This window comes from Bradyrhizobium sp. LB14.3 (assembly GCF_040547985.1).
Lineage (GTDB): Bacteria > Pseudomonadota > Alphaproteobacteria > Rhizobiales > Xanthobacteraceae > Bradyrhizobium.
Genome location: NZ_JBEPQT010000005.1, coordinates 307,670 through 327,824 on the forward strand (window position 1 = coordinate 307,670; position 20,155 = coordinate 327,824).

The following is a 20,155-nucleotide window of genomic DNA, read 5'->3' on the forward strand; positions in this document are numbered from 1 at the left end:
CCTCAAGACCCGGAAAGTCCATAACGGATGTAATGGCTATCATGATAGTAGTAGCTCCGGTGTCCGTCATATCGAGCCATTGCCTTGGTATCCGTCTTGCTGAGAACTGCTCCAATCAGCGATTCGTGGATGTTGGGTGCCGTGTGCAGCGCGTGCTGCACGACATCTATTTTGGTTCGGCCCCATTCAACAACGAGAATGTAGCAGTCTATTAGAGACGAAGTGGCTCGGACATCGACCAGCGGTGTCAGGGGAGGGAGGTCGACGATGACGTAGTCGTAGTCGGCTCGCAAACGGTCGAACAACTTGCTTATCGCGTCGGCGCAAAGAATTTCGCTGGTGTGAAGCAGAGGTCCCCGCCGCACGGCAGGTAGAAATGCAAGATTGGTCGTCGGATCCCGCCAGATAGTGTCCGCGAGGGAGCGGCTGCCGTTTGCCACCTCGATAATTCCGGCGGCAGCTTTGGGCGCAAAGATCGCTGATAGTGAGGGATTCCTGAGGTCGCAATCGACGATGATAGCTCTCTTGCCGGTGTGCCCGATCAATTGCGCGAGCGAGGCTGCAATCGTGGTCTTCCCCTCATTCGGCAGGGCCGAGGTAATGCCGATGACCTGGGAGGAGATTTTCGCCGGATTATGGTCGATGGCTAGCTTGATGGAACGAATTGCCTCGGTATATCGAGATAGCGGCATCCCGACCACGGTTCGATGAATTGCGGTTGGAGACGAAGCTATCTGTTGCTGAACATCATCGTGGGTTTGCTGGAGTCGAACTGGTAGCTTCGGAGATTTGCGGGCCGGTAACAATGGGACCAAAGATAGACAAGGCAATTCCAACACAGTTTCCACTTGTGAAGAGGTGCGAAAGACGCGGTCCATAAGGTCTCTGAGCAGCGCCAAGCCTACGCCTAGCGCGAGACCGCCGAGGATGCCGACCGCCAGCACCAGCCTTGTCTTTGGCTTGCTCTTGCTCGACGGTGGCGAAGCGGGAGAGATTACCCGCGTTTCCGAGATGGAGAATGTCTCCTGCTGTGCGGAGCCCATGTAACGCTGCAGGAAAGTCTCATACAAGCTACGCAAGCCCTTTGCCCGGCTTTCCAAATCCTTGATAGTCAGCTCAGCAGAATTGACTGAACGGGACTGCGAAACGGCCTTGGACAACTGCTTTTCGATTTCTTCCTGCCGCTGTTTAGCGAGCTCGAATTCGCTTCGGCTGACTTCGGCAAGTCTTCTGACTTCGTCGAGAAGAGAGACGCGAAACTCCCGAATGCGGTTCCGGATATTGACAACTGCCAAGTGGTCGCGACCGACCTTGGCCGTCAACTCGGCCTCACGTCTCGTGAGTTCTAGATACTGTTGGCGTAGCCCCGTAATGATCTGACTGTTCGTCGCATCGGCCCCGACAGCATCCAGATTGATCATCGAGGACGGCTTCTTCGGATCGGAGGCAAGGAGAGATTCATAGCGAGCCAACTTGGCCGCGGCCTCCGACGCCTGGGCACGTGCGGCAGCCAGTCGATTGTTGATTTCTGTGATCTGCTGCTCGTCGATGGACTTTCCGTCCAAAGATACGATATTGTTCTGGGCCTTGTAGACGTCGACAGCACGTTGTGCAGCGAGGGCTTGGTCACCGAGATCGCGCAGCCTCTCCTGCAGCCAGCTTGTTGCCTTGCGATTGGCGTCGAACTTTGCATTGAACTGGTCCGCAACATAGGTATTGGCTACCGCGTTGACGATCTCCGCGGCTCGGGCCGCGTTGCTCGAATTGAAGCTGATCTCAATGACGCTGCTGAACCCGACACGCCCCGCTGAAAGCCGATTCAGAAATGCGTCTACGAGAGTGTCCGATGGTTCGCCCTTCGTATCGGGTGGGCTGTCTTTCCTCGATCCAGGCGAGGCCCATGTCCGAATCCGCTGCCAGAGCGACTGTAGAGATAGCCCTGACGAATTAAAGTCCGGATCGTCAGCCAGTTTCAACTGGTCGATTACCGCAACCGCGGTGGCCTTTGATCTCAGGAGTTGAAGCTGGGTCTCGATTTGACTGAGATCGAAGGCCGGCTCGGCGAGAAGTGATTGCTGCTGGACAAATTGGGGCCTTGGATTAGCCAACAGGAGCTGAACCTGCGCGGTATAGGTTGGAGGCACCACCCGGAGATAAAGCAGGCTGGCCGCAGTCACGAGTCCAGCAGTGACAAGGATCACGAGATATTGGCGCCGTAGAAGCCCGATCCCGAAATTGATGATGTCGCTTATTCCTCCGCCCTGTGCCTGGGCTGGTTGAGCCAGCCCGTTCACCGGCAGCCGTAATCTATCCGTGTGTTGAAGATTGTTCTGGAGCATCACGTACCTGTCTGACAGTGGGTCACGTTTAGGCCGCCCGCCCGCAGACCAACGTTCAGGGAGAACGTGCGGGCGCCGATAGATTATATACATTAAAAAATCTGCTTGCCAATTTAAATAAATCATATATTAATTTAAGTGTGGCTGAAAATAAGGGCGAGGCCGCTGCTTCGATGCGACATCGACAAAAAAAGATGATGTTTCCGAAGTTTACGTTCGGATTGGTGTTTGCATCGCAAATAATGTGAGCGTTAGAAAATAATGTGAGCGTTAGAGACGAGTTGGCGGACGGAAAATTGATCCTATCGAAGATTATAATCTGCGTTAAACCTGTTCGAAATTGAGGGCCGGCAGGAGGTGCCCAATGCTGGAACTGCGATCCTTGGCTATCCCTGATGTCAAAGTAATTCGAACAGATCGGTTCTCCGATGCCCGCGGCTACTTCTGTGAAACCTTTCGGCGATCGGCTTTTGCCGAAAAGGGGATCCTCCATGACTTCGTTCAGGATAATCAGTCCAGCTCAGATCGGATCGGCACAGTGCGCGGCTTGCATTTCCAGCGACCGCCCTTCGCCCAGGCCAAGCTCATACGGGTGTTGAACGGGGCCATTCTGGATGTTGCCGTTGATCTCCGGCGTTCATCGCCCAACTTCGGCAAGCACGTCGCCATCCGGTTGGATAGCGAAAGCGGTGAGCAGCTGTTCATTCCGAAGGGATTCGCGCATGGTTTCTGTACGCTGCAGCCCAAGACCGTCGTCTTGTACAAAGTCGACCAGGTCTACGCGCCGAGCCATGACTGCGGCGTCTATTGGGCTGATCCCGCATTAGCAATCAAGTGGCCGGTGACAACCTCAGAGGCTCAGATATCGCCAAAGGACCAGACCCTTCCTGTGCTCAGCCAAGTAGCTTGCGTTTTCGAATAGCGGAGATGAGTAAGATGCGTATCTTGGTGACCGGCGGAGCGGGCTTTATCGGCTCTGCGGTGTGTCGCCGTTTAGTGCTGCAGACCGGTGCCGCAGTGATCAACGTCGACAAGTTGACATACGCAGCCGACCTGGCTTCGCTGGCGAGCATCGAGGGGCTGGGGTCCTATGCGTTCCTGCAGTCCGACATCTGCGATCGACAGGTTATGGATCTCGCGTTCGCCGACTACGAGCCGGATGCGATCATACATCTGGCCGCCGAAAGCCACGTCGACCGTTCGATCGCCGGGCCCGAGGCCTTCGTCAGCACCAACATAGTTGGCACCTACACGCTGTTGGAGGCGGCCAGGATTTACTACGAACGTCTGCCGCTTCCGCGGCGGAAGCAGTTCCGATTCATCCACGTATCGACAGACGAAGTCTACGGTTCATTGGGGCCGGAGGACTTGTTTCGCGAGGACACGCCCTACAGGCCGAGTTCGCCGTATTCGGCGAGCAAGGCGGCCTCGGACCACCTCGCGCTCGCGTGGTTCAGAACCTACGGACTGCCAGTCATCGTATCGAATTGTTCGAACAATTACGGACCGTACCAGTTCCCGGAAAAGCTCATCCCGTTGACGATCCTCAATGCGATCGACCGGAAGCCACTACCGGTCTATGGCGACGGCGGAAATATTCGCGACTGGCTTCACGTCGATGATCACGCCGCCGGCTTGATAAGACTTCTGTACGAGGGGAGACCGGGTGAGAAATACAATTTCGGCGGAGACAGCCAGCGATCCAACCTGGAAGTGGTCACCCGGATTTGTGATGTGCTGGATCGGTTATCTCCGGGCGCGGGAGTGAGACGATCTCTCATTGCTTTCGTGCCGGATCGTCCGGGACATGATTCGCGCTATGCCGTCGACGCGTCGAAGGCACATCGCGAACTTGGCTGGGAGCCGACGAGGGCCTTCGAACAGGGCTTGGCCGAAACGGTCGGATGGTATCTCAAAAACCGTGCATGGTGGGAGCGTGCTCGCTGCGGTGTCTATGACGGCTCGCGTCTGGGTCTCCTCGCGGTCCAACATTGAGGTGAAGATGACCGATCGACCCATCCTCATTGCCGGGCGGAACGGTCAGCTGGCAAAGTGCCTACGTGATCTCGCCACAATGCGCGGTCTGCCTGCTGTGGCTCTCGGGCACCGAGAACTTGATCTGGAGAACCGCGAAGGAATCGACAAGCTCATCGCTTCGATCGCGCCGTCTGCAATCATCAATGCGGCCGCTTATACGGCGGTTGACAAGGCCGAATCTGAAGCAGCGAAAGTGTTCAGCATCAACCGCGATGGCGCGGCGACGCTAGCAAATGTTGCTTGGCAGATGAGCGTGCCACTCATCCATCTCTCGACCGACTATGTGTTCGACGGCGCGAAACCGGATGCGTATGACGAAAGCGACATCCCCGCGCCGTTGAATGTCTACGGCGCGTCGAAGCTTGCCGGCGAAGCAGCCGTATTGGCCACGCATCCGCTCGCGACCGTGATCAGATGCTCGTGGCTTTACAGCCCTTATGGCAGCAACTTCGTTCGAACGATGCTGCGGCTATGTGAGACGCAGCCCATCGTAAGGGTTGTTCGGGATCAACATGGAAATCCGACCTCAGCATTGGACCTTGCGGAAGCCGTCCTTCGGATCGCAGAACGGTCAGTAACGGCCGATCGCAGGGCCACGGCCGGCATTTTTCATCTCGCCGGTCAAGGTGAGACAAGCTGGCACGACTTTGCGCAGGCAATCTTCTACGAGCTTTCCCGTCGTGGAGCGCGAATTCCGGCGCTCGAAGCGATCACCACCGAAGAGTTTCCCACCGCTGCGCGTCGGCCACGGAACTCGTGCCTGGACTCATCTAAGGCCGAACGTGTGTTCGGGATTCGATTGGCCCCTTGGCGCCACTCACTCGAAGTCTGTCTCGACCGGCTGGTTGGAGAAGGAGAAACCGATGCTCAAGGGAATCGTGCTGGCTGGCGGCAGCGGAACGCGCCTCTATCCGATCACGCACGTGGTCAGCAAGCAGTTGCTCCCGATTTATGACAAGCCGATGATCTATTATCCCCTGTCGACGCTGATGTTGGCAGGAATTCGCGAAATTCTGATTATCACCACGCCTTCAGACAGGTGTCAGTTCGAGCGGTTGCTGGGGGACGGCAGCCAATGGGGCATTCGGCTCAGCTATGCGGAACAAGCCCGCCCCGCCGGTCTCGCGGACGCCTTCATCGTTGGTGCCGATTTCATCGGAAACGATCGGGTGGCGATGGTGCTTGGGGACAATATCTTTTTCGGCGATGGCTTGAGCGAATTACTTGCCAGGGCGGCAGGACGTGAAGAAGGCGCAACGGTTTTCGCTTATCACGTGCGGGACCCAGAACGATATGGCGTCGTCGCGTTTGACGAGGCGGACCGCCCAGTATCGATCGAGGAGAAGCCCAGACGGCCACCTTCGAATTGGGCGATTACAGGGCTGTATTTTTTCGATAATCGCGTTGTCCGCTACGCCCGTCGCGTCGAGCCGTCGTCGCGGGGAGAGCTCGAGATTACCGATCTTCAGATGCGCTACCTTTCAGCCAGCGCGCTGCACGTTGAGCGCATGGGGCGGGGGTTTGCCTGGCTGGATACCGGCACGGTCGAGTCTCTTATCGATGCCGGGATGTTCGTGCAGACCCTTGAAAAGCGGCAGGGAATGAAGGTTGCCTGTCTCGAGGAGGTTGCCTTTAGACTCGGCTTCATCAATCGTGATCAACTTCTCGCGCTGGCGCAACCGTTGGAGAAGAGCGGTTACGGCAAATATCTGAACGAAATCACTCGGCTGACGCATTTTGCTTCGAAATAGCGCTCCTTGGTCGATAACTATATTTGTTTTAAACGCGCGCACATTGAATTGACCTGCGGTCTAAAATATAACTAAATGTCTATAGTTTATTTGTTTAATCGGATTGGCCATGCTTATTCAAAAGGCGAGTGCCTTTGGTCGGGGAGCCCGGGCCGTTTCTTCAGCGGAAGATATTCCCGCGGATTTGAATGTTTTTTGGCGAGAATCGCCGTTGTGGAATGCATTCGAGGACTCCGATCCGCCCGGCCTTTGGATCCCGCTGTTCGCTCATCCGCCAGCAAGCGGGTCATCCAGTCCGCCCCATCTTTTCTCTGCGCCCTTCCAAACGCGATTGTCTGAGCTGCTGTCGTCGACGTCTTTGACGAGCCGCTATCAGGGCCCGAAGTTCCCATTTGCAGCAAACGAACGGACGTCGCCGACATCATCATCGATTTCGGTCCCGAGCACCACGCACTGGACCAATTCCAGCGGTGGAGTCTGGGATATTGCCACGAATTGGAGCGCCGGCGTCCCGACGATCATTGACTCTGCGGTCTTCGATGCGGCAGGAGCGTATATCGTCACCGGCGCGTCCAGTGTTGATATTAAGAGTCTGGTCGTTGATGCAGGCGCGACGCTTTCGTTTGGTGTCGGATCGCCCTTTATCGTCGAAGGCGATGTAGTGAACAACGGGGCTGTCGAAGGAGGGTCGTTCCCTGGCGATGGCATTGCTACAGGGAAACTTAAGGGCGACGTCACCGGCATAGGATCTTTCGAAATTTCAGACAAGGCGATCCTTGAGATTGAAGGTTCGGTTTCCGGGCAGTTCTTGAATGGATCATTCTCGGGCATAATCGTGTCGTTCGACGCGGGAAGTGGCACGCTTGTCCTCGATCAGTCGGCCAAGTTCCACGGGTTGATTGCAGGTTCGTCGCCGGGGGCAGCGCTTTCGCCAGCGAACCTGATCGACCTGAAAGATCTACCCTTCACATCATCGATGTCGGCGACCGTCCACTACGACAATAGCTCGAATATCAGCGTAGTTGATTTCAGCAATGGTGCGGCCGATATCACCTTGTTGTTCTCGGGGATGGACTCGAATTGGAATTTTAAAAGTGATGGGCAGGGAGGCACCATTGTGTCCGATCCGCCCACGAATACCATCGTACTGGAAAACCAAAAGCCAGGTACGCCGAAAAGTGTCTGGCAGATTCAGCCAGGAGACAATTCGACTCTGACCCAAGGGTTTGCGACAGCAATCAGCACCGATGTCGGAGGGACGGTCCAATTCAAGATAAACAATCTGACTGGCAACCCGAATTACCACGTCGATGTTTACCGCCTGGGCTATTATGGAGGCGATGGTGCCAGACTAGTTACGAGTCTGCAGCATCAGGCGGCAGCCGCGGTCGTCCAACCTGCTCCGTTAAGTGACCCGTCGACTGGCCTCGTAGATGCCGGCAACTGGAGCGTAACCGACGCCTGGAGCGTGCCAACCGATGCGGTCTCGGGCGTCTACATCGCCAGCGTCATCAACGGCACCCAGATTTTCCAGATCCCGTTCGTCATAAGGAACGACGCTTCGCACAGCGATATCGTCTTGCAGACAAGTGATGAGGACTGGCAAGCTTACAACGGTTGGGGAGGCGCCAACCTTTATTTCGGGAACGGCCCGGGCATCAACGGATCGGCTTTCGCGGTCAGTTACAATCGCCCTCTCGTAACGCGTGACGGCGAGGGAACCTTTTCTGAGGGGGGAGACTCCCCGTTCACGGCTGAGTTTGCGGCCATTCAGTGGCTCGAGCAAAACGGGTACGATGTCTCCTACATTTCTGGAATCGATGCTGCGACAAACGGCTCGTTGTTGCTCAATCACAAAGTGTTCATGGACGCGGGGCATGACGAGTATTGGACCGAAGCTCAGCGCGCCAACGTAGAGGCCGCAGCGCATGCTGGCGTGAACCTTGCGTTTCTCACAGGCAACGAGATCTTTTGGAAAACAAGGTTGGCACCCAGCATCGACGGCAGCGGATCGGCCAACCGCACACTCATCAGCTATAAGGATACGCACGCAAATGCGCTGATTGATCCAACAGGACAGGCGACCGGAAATTACTCTGACCCGCGGTTCGGTCCGCCTCTTCCCTCGAACGAGTTGACCGGTACATTGTTCGCGGTCAACGCATTTCGGTACGATACGATCACGATACCGTATCCAATGACCCAATTGCGCTTCTGGCGCAACACGGCCGTCGCGCAAACGTCAGCCGGGCAGACCGCCTCGCTCGTACCGGGCCTGTTAGGTGTTGAATGGGACACCGCGCCGGACAACGGATTTCGCCCGGCGGGGTTGATCAGCGTCTCATCTTCAACGGTGCAGGTAAGTGGGCAGTATCTCCTCGATTATGGCAACACGTTCGCGGATGGCACAGCGACGCACAATCTCGTGCTGCATCGGGATCCCGTTAGTGGTGCACTGATATTCTCGGCCGGTTCAATCAACTGGCCATGGGCGCTTGCTAGCGACCACGATGGACCGGCGACTCCGGTAGATCCGAACGTACAGCAGGCGATGGTTAACCTGTTTGCCGACATGGGGGTTCAGCCGGCAACGCTGCAGGCGAACTTGACTGCCGCGACCCAGTCGACAGACGGTACGGCGCCGACCTCTGGTGTCATCAATCTCTCGGCTGCCAGCGTTGTCGAGGGACAATCGATCACGGTGATGGGATCGGCCGCTGACGCCGGTGGAAAGATTGCCGGCGTCGAAATCTCCACGAATGGTGGAACAACCTGGCATCCGGCCAACAGTAACGTCGGCGCGGCGAATGTGACGTGGTCATACACGTTCGTCACAGGGGCTCAGGGGACCTATAACCTTAAGACCAGGGCAATCGACGACAGCCTGAACCTGGAAACACCGGGTGCAGGGGTTACCTACACCGTCACGCCGTCTTCCAACCAGACACTCTTCAATATTACCGATACGCCTGCGGTGATCTCAAATAGCGATTCCGGTTCAGTTGAGCTTGGTGTCAAGTTCGTCCCCGCCGTGTCGGGCAAGATCACCAGCATTCGTTTCTACAAAGCGCCTGAGAACATTGGCACTCACATCGGTGATCTCTGGACCACAAACGGCACCCTGCTTGGGAGCGCCACCTTCACCAACGAAACGGCGAGCGGCTGGCAGCAGGTTAATTTCGCCACTCCTATCACTGTTAACGCTGGCGTGACGTATGTTGCTTCCTATCACACGAACACCGGCCACTATTCCTCAACTGATTTCTACTTCATCAACTACGAAGGCCTTACGAAAGGGGCGCTCACTGCGCTTGGCAGCAGCCTCAACGGCGTCTTTGCCTATGGCACTGGCCCGATCTTCCCCGACGATGTTTCCTCTACGAAAGCCCCAAATTACTGGGTCGACGTCGTTTTCTCTGATACAGGCGTGACGTCGCCGCAAGCTAACGGGGACAGTGGCTTCACGGTTACCCAAAATGGTGTGCTGAACATTCCGGCATCAGCGCTGCTCGCGAACGACACCAACCCGTCCGGGCTGGCTTTCTCACTTACCAGCGTCGGTAATCCGGCCAATGGAAACGTAAGCTACAATGCGCAGAACCAGACGGTGACCTTTACCCCCACCAATGGGTATGCTGGGATAGCGAGTTTCACCTATACGATCACAGACACGAGCGGCCAAAGCGGGTCCGGCCAGGTGTCACTCAAGGTCGATTATCTCGTCTCTGCGCAGAGCCTGTTCGGCACCAATGATGCGCCAGGGGTCGCCAATTCCGGCGATACCAGCCCCGTCGAAGTTGGAGTCAAGTTTACCGCATCCGTGAACGGGACAATAACCGGTCTGCGTTTCTACAAGGGATCATTGAATACCGGTGCCCATGTTGCAGATCTCTGGAGCTCGACTGGAGCGCTGCTTGCGACTGCCATATTCGCGAACGAGACAGCCAGCGGTTGGCAGCAGGTCAACTTCTCCAACCCTGTGGCCATCACGGCAGGCGCCACCTACGTCGCGTCCTATCATACCAACGGTAATTATTCCGGTACGCCCAACTATTTCACGGCATCGCTTGCCAATGGCCAGTTAACGGCTCCGGCTAGCGGCAATGGTGTCTATGGCTACGGATCCGGAAGCATTTTCCCGACCAGCACCTACAAAGCCGCCAACTACTGGGTGGACGTCGTGTTCAGCGGATCCTCCACCACGAATAATACGCCGCCCACCGCGGTTGCTGACGTCGGTGATGCCACCGAGAAGGGCGGGTTCAACAACAGCACCGGTGGCACGGCGGCCACCGGTAACGTGCTGACCAACGATACCGATCCCGATGCGAACGATACCAAGACGGTCACCGCCTTCAGCTTCGGCTCGACCAGTGGTGCACTTGGTTCAGCACTATCTGGAGCGCATGGCAGCCTCGTGCTCAATGCCTCGGGCACCTTCACGTACACGGTCAGCGAGACGGATCCGGCCGTGCAGGCCTTGCGGCTGTCGACCAACATGCTCACCGACGTGTTCAATTACACGATGCGCGACACCGCCGGCGCCACGTCATCGACAACGCTCACCGTTACCATTCATGGCGCCAACGACGCGCCAGTGCTGGCCGTCCAGACTGGCGATCAGACCGCGACAGTCGGCACGTCATTCTCCTTAACGCTGCCTGCGGGCACCTTCACCGACGTCGATTCCGGGGATTCGCTCGCCTACACAGCGACCGCCGCCGACGGCACGGCACTTCCCGCATGGCTGACCTTCGATGCCTCGACACGGACCTTCAGCGGGACACCAACGTCCACCAGTGCTGGCACCCTCAGCGTCAAGACGTCGGTCACCGATGTCGGCGGTCTGTCAGTCAGCGAGACGTTCAATCTCGCGGTGACGACAGCGCCCTCAGGCGTGAGCCTGTTCTCGACCTCGGACACGCCGGCCATTCTGTCGAATTCCGATACGTCGCAAGTCAACCTTGGCATGCAATTCACCTCCTCCGTGGCAGGCACGATCACCGGCATCAAGTACTACAAGAGCGCAAATGACCCCGGGACCCATACGGGCTCGTTGTGGAGCAGCACCGGTACGCTGCTGGCGAGCGCGACCTTCGCCAACGAGGGTAGCAGTGGCTGGCAGACCGTCACATTCAGCAATCCCGTGTCCATCGCCGCTGGCATCCCCTACGTCGCGAGCTTTCACAGCAACGGCCACTATGCCTCCAGCACCAGCTACTTCACCACCGCTCGCACCAGTGGTCCGCTCACGGCTCCTGCGAACATCAATGGCGTCTACACCTACGGAACGAGCAATCTGTTCCCGACCAGCACCTACAAAGCCGCCAACTACTGGGTGGACGTCGTGTTCAGCGGATCCTCCACCACGAATAATACGCCGCCCACCGCGGTTGCTGACGTCGGTGATGCCACCGAGAAGGGCGGGTTCAACAACAGCACCGGTGGCACGGCGGCCACCGGTAACGTGCTGACCAACGATACCGATCCCGATGCGAACGATACCAAGACGGTCACCGCCTTCAGCTTCGGCTCGACCAGTGGTGCACTTGGTTCAGCACTATCTGGAGCGCATGGCAGCCTCGTGCTCAATGCCTCGGGCACCTTCACGTACACGGTCAGCGAGACGGATCCGGCCGTGCAGGCCTTGCGGCTGTCGACCAACATGCTCACCGACGTGTTCAATTACACGATGCGCGACACCGCCGGCGCCACGTCATCGACAACGCTCACCGTTACCATTCATGGCGCCAACGACGCGCCAGTGCTGGCCGTCCAGACTGGCGATCAGACCGCGACAGTCGGCACGTCATTCTCCTTAACGCTGCCTGCGGGCACCTTCACCGACGTCGATTCCGGGGATTCGCTCGCCTACACAGCGACCGCCGCCGACGGCACGGCACTTCCCGCATGGCTGACCTTCGATGCCTCGACACGGACCTTCAGCGGGACACCAACGTCCACCAGTGCTGGCACCCTCAGCGTCAAGACGTCGGTCACCGATGTCGGCGGTCTGTCAGTCAGCGAGACGTTCAATCTCGCGGTGACGACAGCGCCCTCAGGCGTGAGCCTGTTCTCGACCTCGGACACGCCGGCCATTCTGTCGAATTCCGATACGTCGCAAGTCAACCTTGGCATGCAATTCACCTCCTCCGTGGCAGGCACGATCACCGGCATCAAGTACTACAAGAGCGCAAATGACCCCGGGACCCATACGGGCTCGTTGTGGAGCAGCACCGGTACGCTGCTGGCGAGCGCGACCTTCGCCAACGAGGGTAGCAGTGGCTGGCAGACCGTCACATTCAGCAATCCCGTGTCCATCGCCGCTGGCATCCCCTACGTCGCGAGCTTTCACAGCAACGGCCACTATGCCTCCAGCACCAGCTACTTCACCACCGCTCGCACCAGTGGTCCGCTCACGGCTCCTGCGAACATCAATGGCGTCTACACCTACGGAACGAGCAATCTGTTCCCGACCAGCACCTACAAAGCCGCCAACTACTGGGTGGACGTCGTGTTCAACAGCTTGAGCGGCGGCGCCAACCAGTTACCAGTCGCTGCGAACGACAGCGGCCTCTACGCCACGCAGAACGTCCCCTTCGCGATACCGACCTCGGTACTGCTTGCCAACGACACCGATCCCGATGGCGATAAGCTCACGATCACGAGCGCGAGCGGCGGTGTGAATGGCGTTGCCAGCTTCAACGCCCAAAGCAACAGCGTGATCTTCACTCCGACGACCGGCTACACGGGATCGGCGTCCTTCAACTACAGCATCTCCGATGGCCATGGTGGCACCGCCAGTACATCCGTCGCTCTCAATGTGACCGCTGCGTCTTCGACGACTGTGAGCCTGTTCAGCGCAAGTCAGGTGCCTAGCATTGTGGCAGCCAATGATCCAAATTCCGTGGAACTGGGCGTCAAGTTTCAGACGTCTACCCCTGGCGATGTTGTCGGCATTCGCTTTTACAAGGGGCCGTCCAACACGGGCACCCACGTTGCGGATCTTTGGAGCAACACTGGTTTGCTGGCAACCGCGACATTTACCAGCGAAACGGCTGGTGGCTGGCAGCAGGTCAATTTTGCCACGCCCGTGACGATCATGCCGGGAACCACCTACGTCGCCTCCTATCACACCGCCGGCAATTACGCGGCTGATCCGGGCCTCCTCGCCAGCGCAATTACCAACGGACCTCTGACGGCTCCATCCTCGGCATCGATCGCCGGCAACGGTGTGTTTGCGTACGGGACGGATAGCCTGTTTCCAAACAACACTTACAACGCAACGAGCTACGGCGTTGATGTGGTTTTCAGGCAGCAGCTCGCAGCATAGGAGACACCAGATGCACGCCGAACTTTATACCGACGGAATCGAAGAAATTACCGTTAGCGGAACCATCGTCCGCGTCGATCTGGTCAGTCTTTCACCGACGGAGCGTGACGCCAACAATGTGCCGAAACGCGTGTTTTCTCAGCGGCTGATCCTTTCGGTCGAATCCTTCGCCAATTCGGTCGATGTGATGCAGAAGGCGCTTCAGGGGTTGGTCGACGCGGGCGTGATCCGGCGGAATCAGCCAGCTGATTCGCACAACGGTGCGTCGGTCGTACGCGATGCGCTCGCGCCCAACGCGCCACGGTCTCAAAATGTCTCTTCAAACTTCCGGTGAAATCGACTCCGCTGGTGGCGCGAAAGGCCGGGTTGCGGAGCCGCCTGGATTGGCGACACAGACGGCCTTGGAATGCCTGTCCAAGATTGCCGGTTATCATGGCCTCGACCTGGCGGTCGAGCGTCTAAAGCACGCCTATGCCGTAGCCGCTCCGCTCTCGTTGAACCTTCTATTGCGCATGGCCAAGGATGCAGGTCTGCGCGCGAGAAGCACGAAAATGGAGTGGGGTGCGCTGATCCGTCTCGGAGAAGCCTACCCGGCGCTGACGCGGCTCGCCAATGGCAACTGGATCGTTGTCCTTGGTGCAGGAGTGGGAGCTGAGGGCACTGAGGTCGTCAGCGTCTTCGACCCGCTCGCCGACCGCAAGGACGAGGTCTTGGTTGTCGACCGGGCCCGATTCTGTGCCCAATGGGCCGGGGACACCATCCTGATCAAGCGCGAGCAGTTGACACGGGATGGGCGCAGGAGTTTCGGCCTCCGGTGGTTCGTACCGGAATTGCTTCTTCAATGGCGACTGTTCAGGGACGTCGCGATTGCCGCCATCCTGCTCTATGCGTTGGGCCTTGTCACCCCGATCTTTTTCCAGCTCGTCATCGACAAAGTTCTGGTTCACGAGAGCTTCACCACGCTCTACGTACTCGCGGCAGGGGCGGCCGCAGCACTAGTCTTTGACGCGATATTCGGCTTTCTGCGGCGCTACCTGCTGCTTTATGCGACCAATAAGGTCGACATTCGAGTTGCTACAAAGACGTTCGGTCATCTCCTCGGGCTGCCGGTCACCTTCTTCGAGCACATGGCAGCGGGGGTCTTGGTCAAGCACATGCAGCAAGCGGCGCGGATCCGTGAGTTTCTGACCGGCCGACTATTCTTAACCACCCTCGACGCGCTTTCGCTATTCGTCTTCCTGCCGGTCCTTGCGCTCTACAGCGTCAAGTTGACACTTATGGTTCTGGCCTTCACTGCCGCGAGCGGCGCTGTTGTCGGCCTGCTCATGGGCCCGTTCCGGCGACGTCTTTACGATCTTTACCAGGCGGAAGGCGCGCGGCAGGCTCTCCTCGTCGAAACAGTTCACGGTATGCGCACGGTGAAGTCGCTAGGGATGGAGCCCGTGCAGGGCAGGATTTGGGATAGCCGCTGTGCACAGTCGATCACCATGCGATTCGGTGTCGAGAAGATTTCCGCCGGTGCCCAGGCCCTCACTGGATTTCTCGAGAAGATCATGACACTTGGGATCATCGCTGTCGGAGCACTCGATGTCTTCGCTGGAGAAATGACAATCGGCGCGCTGGTCGCCTTTAACATGTTGGCCGGCAGGGTCTCCGGACCACTGGTCCAACTCGTGACCATGGTGCACGAATACCAGGAAGTTGCTCTTGCCGTGAAAATGCTTGGCGAGGTGATGAATCAGAAGCCTGAGCGTGATGGCAAGAAAGATGGGCTGCGGCCCGACTTCGCCGGAAAAATCGAGTTCGAGAGTGTTTCTTTTCGCTACGGAGCTGAGGGAGCGCCGGCGCTCGATGATGTCTCCTTCACCGTCGAGCCGGGTTCGATCTTCGGGATCGTGGGCCGAAGCGGCTCTGGCAAGACGACGCTCACAAGGCTGATTTCGGGCATGTATCCGGTGCAACAGGGACTACTCCGTATCGACGGATACGATTCGAGGGAGCTCGACTTGGCACACCTGCGCCGAAACCTCGGAATCGTCTTGCAGGATAATTTCCTGTTTCGAGGGACGGTCCGCGACAATATCGCCTGCGTGAAACGGGACGCGACATTTGCCGAAGTCGTCGCTGCGGCGCAGCTCGCAGGCGCCGACGAGTTCATCGAGCGGTTGCCCCGTGGCTTCGACACCATGCTCGAGGAAGATGCCTCGAACCTGTCCGGCGGGCAGAAGCAGCGGCTCGCGATTGCGAGGGCTCTCATCGTCAATCCACGGATCGTGATTTTCGATGAGGCGACGAGTGCCCTCGATTCCGAAAGCGAAATGATCATCAAGCGCAATCTCCGCCGTTTGGCGGCAGGGCGTACCGTCATCATCGTCTCGCATCGGCTGTCAATGCTGACCGAAGCAAGCCAGATCCTGGTGATGGACCGCGGCCGAATCGTTGACGTAGATCGCCACGACCACCTTCTGTCGAAATGCACCATTTACAGGCATTTGTGGAACCAACAGATGAAGCAGATTGCATGAAGGAGACAAGGCAATCACGCGCGGACACGAAGCCGGACGGTCTGGTTCTGGCCAGAACGGTCGAGCGACGGCGCAAGCTATTCAGGTCAGTGCCGAGGCAAGCGCCTGCAATCGTCGAATTCCAGTCCGATGCGACCGAAGTCGAACAGCAAGCGCCGCCGCGGATTGCGCGTCTCACTCTCTATAGTGTGCTTGCAATGATTGCCTTCGCGGTGACCTGGGCATCCGTATCGCAGGTGGAGATGATCGTCACGGCGCAGGGGAAATTGACCACGATACGTCCAAACCTGGTCGTGCAACCGTTGGAAACGTCGGTCATACGCGAGATCCACGTCAAGGCCGGTGATCGCGTCAACCGCGGCGACGTTCTGGCTACGCTCGATCCGACTTTCTCGCAGGCGGATTTCGATCAATTGCGCGGCAAAGTGGCGGGATTCGATGCGTCGATCGATCGCCTGGGCGCCGAACTAAATGGAACCCAATATTCCGTCACGGAGCTCTCGAATGCGGACCAGGTCCTGCAGGGCAAGTTGTTCTTGCAGAGGAGGGCCGCCTATGAAGCGCAGATCCAAAACTACGACGCACAGATCGCTTCCGCTCAGGCCAATCTTAAGACGGCGCAGAACGAAGAGGCGGTTCTCATTCAGCGACTCGACACGATGCGTTCAATTGAAGCTATGCGCACCACACTGATGGACAAGGAGGTCGGTTCGAGGCTGAACTTCCTATTGTCTCGCGATGCACGGCTCGAGGTCGAGAGCAATTTGGCGCGCGTTCATGGAAGTATCGCCGATAGTACACATCGGCTGGATAAGGCCCGGGCTGACCAAAAGGTCTTCGCCGAGGAGTTTCGTCGCACCACCTACCAGGAACTGGTGGAGACCGTCCCGAAGCGCAATAGCGCAGCAGAGGAATTGAAGAAGGCCGACCTTCGTCGGCAGCTGATCGTCCTGCAGGCGCCGGCAGATGCCGTGGTGCTGGAGATCGCAAACCGGACAGTCGGCTCGGTGGTTCGCGAAGCGGAAACGCTGTTTGTCCTGGTTCCTCGTGATGTGCCTCTCCAGGCGGAGGTCAATGTCGAGGGTCGAGATATTGGTCAGGTGGCGGTTGGAGAAGCTGTCCGCATCAAGTTCGAAGCGTTTCCTTTCCAGAAGTACGGAACTGCAACGGGCGAAGTCCGCGTCATCAGTCAGGACACGTTCTCGCCCGACCCGAAAGCCGAAGGTGTGCGCCGCGCGCCAGCTCCCTATTACCGCGTACTGGTCGATTTGTCCGACGCTCACCTTCGGGTGCCGCCTGAGCGCATTCAACTGATTCCAGGTATGGCCGTGACGGCCGAAATGAAAGTCGGAAAGCGCACCGTGATTTCATATTTCCTGTACCCGTTGCTTCGCGGTCTGGATGAAAGCATCCGAGAATACTAGGGCATTCAGGGCAGACGGCGATCCAATGAAAGCAGTTCCAGCGGCACCGTAGCACGCGCTGCTGGAATTGTAGGCCAATCGCAAGCCATGTTCCGGCGGCCGCGACCACCCAAATGATCCGATGGCGCACAGGACCGCACTGGCTTAAGTGCCCGCCGACGGAATGCGCTGGATTGCTCGCTAGCGGCGTGAAAGTCTAACGGCGATGCGAGTACGAGCAGTCCCTCCGCCATGCTCCAATAGTGCGCGATCTGCCCGTCTCACTTTGCACCACATCTCGCGACGCGAGCCATGGGCCGATCGAAAGGCGAACGTCTTCGCGCCTGGTCCGCGCCAACACTGGTTGCGAACGGGAGTGGGGACCCCCGGCTGAGCCTCGTGCAGCGGCCGCACGCCCAGATGTCGGATCACGATGCCGGCGCGTTGCAGGTCCGTTCTCTACCTCAAATTCCGAACCGATTGCTCGGAAATTCTGCGCGTCGAGACTGCGAGGCGGGCTCAGCCGCTGAGGTACATAATAATGGCTTCAATTAATTCGACTTGCGCGAATCCAGCTCGAAATATCCTGTTTCTGCATGCGGTTGCGTGTTTTAAAAATCTAATAAGATGGTCACTTGAAAATAATGACGGATCCTGTATTGTTAGATTATGAATTAAATAGAACATTAAATCAACTTTAATGGTCGTGTTTCCTCGCAGGAGCCGTGATGCGTCCGCAGCGTCGATGTTCAAACATGGTCGAGACCGTGCCTCTCGCGAGCGCGCCATCCACGACCGGCAACCCACGCAGCATTTATCAGGAACCAGAGCGCATCTGATGGCAAGACATCAGGACCAAAATACTGCTCGCCGAGCGCTTGATTATCAAGGACGCTTCTCATGATCTTCGTAACAGTAGGTACGCAAGTTCAGTTTGACCGTCTGATCCGAACGGTCGATGAATGGGCCGGTGCACGGGCGAGAAGCGATGTGTTCGCTCAGATCGGGCCATCAAGGCATCAATGCAAGCACATCCGCTCCGAACGGTTCGTCGACCCCAGCGGATTCAGAAATTGCGTTGAGGCCGCAAGCTTGGTGATCGCTCATGCGGGCATGGGCTCCATCATTACCGCCCTCGAACTTGGGAAGAGAATTATTGTCGTGCCGCGTCGTGCAAGCTTAGGCGAACACCGAAACGATCATCAGGTCGCAACGGCAAAACAGTTTGCCGCGCAGGGCCGGATTGAGGTCGCTTTTGAGGAAAGCGAACTAGCCGACAAGCTTGATCAACTGGACGTCCTCAACCGATGCGAGCGCCTCGGTGGAGAAGCATCACCGCAGCTGATCACGACAATTCGGACTTTTATTGAATCGGGACATATCCGTTCCCAAGCTACCAGCGCTTCAGCTTAGGCGGTCAACATGGAGCTACAAGTCGGTCGAGCCTCTTTTCGTCTCGAGTCGTGTGAGACCGATGGAGGGGGTGCATACGCCAACGACCAAGGCTGCCAAAGAACGGGGCGGTGCTGCTTGACGTATCCTCCATGATCGTGAGCTGGAATGTACGGGATGCACTGCGCGCGTGCCGGCGTTCATTTCCGACTGGTATTGGCCAGCAGTTTGGTCATCGCCAGAGCAACCGAAAGCGATAGCCAAGTAAATTCAACATTTCACCCGATTTCAGATCACCGGTGCAATTATGTCGAGCGACACAATAGGAATTGGAGTTATCGGATACGGCTATTGGGGACCGAACCTAGTCCGCAATTTCGCTGCTCATCCCTCGGCGCGTCTAATCGGCGTATGCGACTTTGACTCGGAAAAGCTCGGGGCCAGCAAGCGGCTTTATCCAGGGGTGATAACAACATCCTGTTGCGACGAACTGCTCAAGAACCCTGCCGTCGATGCCGTGGCTATCGCTACGCCGGTTCATACACACTATGAACTGGCTCTATCCGCACTCAGGGCGGGCAAGCACGTTCTCGTGGAGAAGCCGCTTGCACAAAGTTCAGATCAGGCCAGACACCTGATCGATGAGGCGGATCGGCGCGGTCTGATATTGAGCGTGGACCACACTTTCGTCTATACGCCGGCCGTGCGGAAGATCCGCGAGCTCATGGTCAAGAAGGAGCTCGGGAGCGTCTATTACTACGACGGCACACGCGCGAGCCTTGGCCTGTTCCAGAGTGACGTCAACGTGATCTGGGACTTGGCGGTGCACGACATTTCGATCATTCACTATATCTTCGATGAGCAGCCCGTTGCCGTTTCGGCTACAGGATCATGCCATGTGGTCGGCTCGCCGGAAAACATGGCTCATATCACGTTGTTCTTCGACAGTGCATGCGTGGCTCACATCAGCGTCAATTGGCTCTCGCCGATCAAGGTTCGCCAGACGTTCATCGGAGGCAGCAAGAAGATGATCGTTTATGACGATCTTGAGCCGACGGAAAAGATCAAGGTGTATGACAAGGGCATCACGGTCGATGGCTCCTCCGACAAAGCCCATCAGTTCCGGATCGGTTATCGGGCCGGCGATATGTGGGCGCCCCACGTCTCCCCCAGGGAAGCGCTGCAGGTCGAGGTCGACCACTTCATCGAATGTGTGCGTAGCGGGACGCAACCGATTTCGAATGGCATGTCCGGGCTGCGGGTGATCGAGGTCCTGGAGGCTGCATCGCGCTCGATCGCCGAGCACGGCAAACCGGTCCTGCTGAAGCGGCAGCAGCGCAGGGTTCCGGAGCGTGCGACGGCAACGGTCTGAACC

At 57.6% G+C, this 20,155-nt stretch carries 11 protein-coding genes; 10 read left to right on the plus strand and 1 reads right to left on the minus strand.

The features are described from left to right. Positions 1–2: 2 nt before the first annotated feature. Positions 3–2,339, minus strand: coding sequence for an AAA family ATPase (locus ABIB00_RS14025; RefSeq protein ID WP_354104775.1), 2,337 nt, complete (start codon positions 2,337–2,339; stop codon positions 3–5). Between the two features lie 364 nt (positions 2,340–2,703). Between ABIB00_RS14025 and rfbC the strand changes: the two genes are divergently transcribed. The 10 genes from rfbC to ABIB00_RS14075 all read left to right on the plus strand — a co-directional run bounded on the left by rfbC (position 2,704) and on the right by ABIB00_RS14075 (position 20,152). Continuing rightward, a complete protein-coding gene (rfbC, locus tag ABIB00_RS14030; protein WP_354104732.1) occupies positions 2,704–3,261 on the plus strand; it encodes a dTDP-4-dehydrorhamnose 3,5-epimerase in 558 nt (185 codons plus the stop codon). A gap of 14 nt (positions 3,262–3,275) precedes the next feature. Further along, positions 3,276–4,334, plus strand: coding sequence for a dTDP-glucose 4,6-dehydratase (gene rfbB, locus ABIB00_RS14035; protein ID WP_354104776.1), 1,059 nt, complete (start codon positions 3,276–3,278; stop codon positions 4,332–4,334). Between the two features lie 7 nt (positions 4,335–4,341). After that, positions 4,342–5,331 (plus strand): dTDP-4-dehydrorhamnose reductase, encoded by a 990-nt coding sequence (gene rfbD / locus ABIB00_RS14040; protein ID WP_354104733.1) that lies wholly within the window; start codon positions 4,342–4,344, stop codon positions 5,329–5,331. After that, on the plus strand, positions 5,240–6,127 hold the full coding sequence (gene rfbA / locus ABIB00_RS14045; protein ID WP_354104734.1) for a glucose-1-phosphate thymidylyltransferase RfbA: 888 nt from the start codon (positions 5,240–5,242) through the stop codon (positions 6,125–6,127). The genes rfbD and rfbA overlap by 92 nt, the downstream gene beginning before the upstream one ends. 109 nt (positions 6,128–6,236) lie before the next feature. Further along, complete coding sequence (locus ABIB00_RS14050) at positions 6,237–13,460, plus strand: DUF4082 domain-containing protein (RefSeq protein WP_354104735.1); 7,224 nt, start codon at positions 6,237–6,239, stop codon at positions 13,458–13,460. A 10-nt stretch (positions 13,461–13,470) separates the two neighbouring features. Continuing rightward, positions 13,471–13,794, plus strand: a complete 324-nt coding sequence (locus ABIB00_RS14055) for a hypothetical protein (protein ID WP_354104736.1) — start codon at positions 13,471–13,473, stop codon at positions 13,792–13,794. Further along, positions 13,772–15,985 carry a peptidase domain-containing ABC transporter gene (locus tag ABIB00_RS14060; protein WP_502917812.1) on the plus strand — a complete coding sequence of 738 codons (2,214 nt, stop codon included), beginning with the start codon at positions 13,772–13,774 and terminating at the stop codon, positions 15,983–15,985. The genes ABIB00_RS14055 and ABIB00_RS14060 overlap by 23 nt, the downstream gene beginning before the upstream one ends. Next, a complete protein-coding gene (locus tag ABIB00_RS14065) occupies positions 15,982–17,409 on the plus strand; it encodes an HlyD family type I secretion periplasmic adaptor subunit (RefSeq protein WP_354104738.1) in 1,428 nt (475 codons plus the stop codon). The genes ABIB00_RS14060 and ABIB00_RS14065 overlap by 4 nt, the downstream gene beginning before the upstream one ends. Before the next feature lie 879 nt (positions 17,410–18,288). After that, positions 18,289–18,801: a glycosyltransferase gene (locus ABIB00_RS14070; protein ID WP_354104739.1), complete on the plus strand. Its 513-nt coding sequence runs from the start codon at positions 18,289–18,291 to the stop codon at positions 18,799–18,801. Between the two features lie 286 nt (positions 18,802–19,087). Further along, positions 19,088–20,152 carry a Gfo/Idh/MocA family protein gene (locus tag ABIB00_RS14075; protein WP_354104740.1) on the plus strand — a complete coding sequence of 355 codons (1,065 nt, stop codon included), beginning with the start codon at positions 19,088–19,090 and terminating at the stop codon, positions 20,150–20,152. The last annotated feature ends 3 nt before the right edge of the window (positions 20,153–20,155 follow it).

Bases quoted from the DNA above. Each gene is read 5' to 3' on its own strand.
- ABIB00_RS14025 (WP_354104775.1), bottom strand. From the start codon at position 2,339: ATGCTCCAGAACAATCTTCAACACACGGATAGATTACGGCTGCCGGTG.
- rfbC (WP_354104732.1), top strand. From the start codon at position 2,704: ATGCTGGAACTGCGATCCTTGGCTATCCCTGATGTCAAAGTAATTCGA.
- rfbB (WP_354104776.1), top strand. From the start codon at position 3,276: ATGCGTATCTTGGTGACCGGCGGAGCGGGCTTTATCGGCTCTGCGGTG.
- rfbD (WP_354104733.1), top strand. From the start codon at position 4,342: ATGACCGATCGACCCATCCTCATTGCCGGGCGGAACGGTCAGCTGGCA.
- rfbA (WP_354104734.1), top strand. From the start codon at position 5,240: ATGCTCAAGGGAATCGTGCTGGCTGGCGGCAGCGGAACGCGCCTCTAT.
- ABIB00_RS14050 (WP_354104735.1), top strand. From the start codon at position 6,237: ATGCTTATTCAAAAGGCGAGTGCCTTTGGTCGGGGAGCCCGGGCCGTT.
- ABIB00_RS14055 (WP_354104736.1), top strand. From the start codon at position 13,471: ATGCACGCCGAACTTTATACCGACGGAATCGAAGAAATTACCGTTAGC.
- ABIB00_RS14060 (WP_502917812.1), top strand. From the start codon at position 13,772: ATGTCTCTTCAAACTTCCGGTGAAATCGACTCCGCTGGTGGCGCGAAA.
- ABIB00_RS14065 (WP_354104738.1), top strand. From the start codon at position 15,982: ATGAAGGAGACAAGGCAATCACGCGCGGACACGAAGCCGGACGGTCTG.
- ABIB00_RS14070 (WP_354104739.1), top strand. From the start codon at position 18,289: ATGATCTTCGTAACAGTAGGTACGCAAGTTCAGTTTGACCGTCTGATC.
- ABIB00_RS14075 (WP_354104740.1), top strand. From the start codon at position 19,088: ATGTCGAGCGACACAATAGGAATTGGAGTTATCGGATACGGCTATTGG.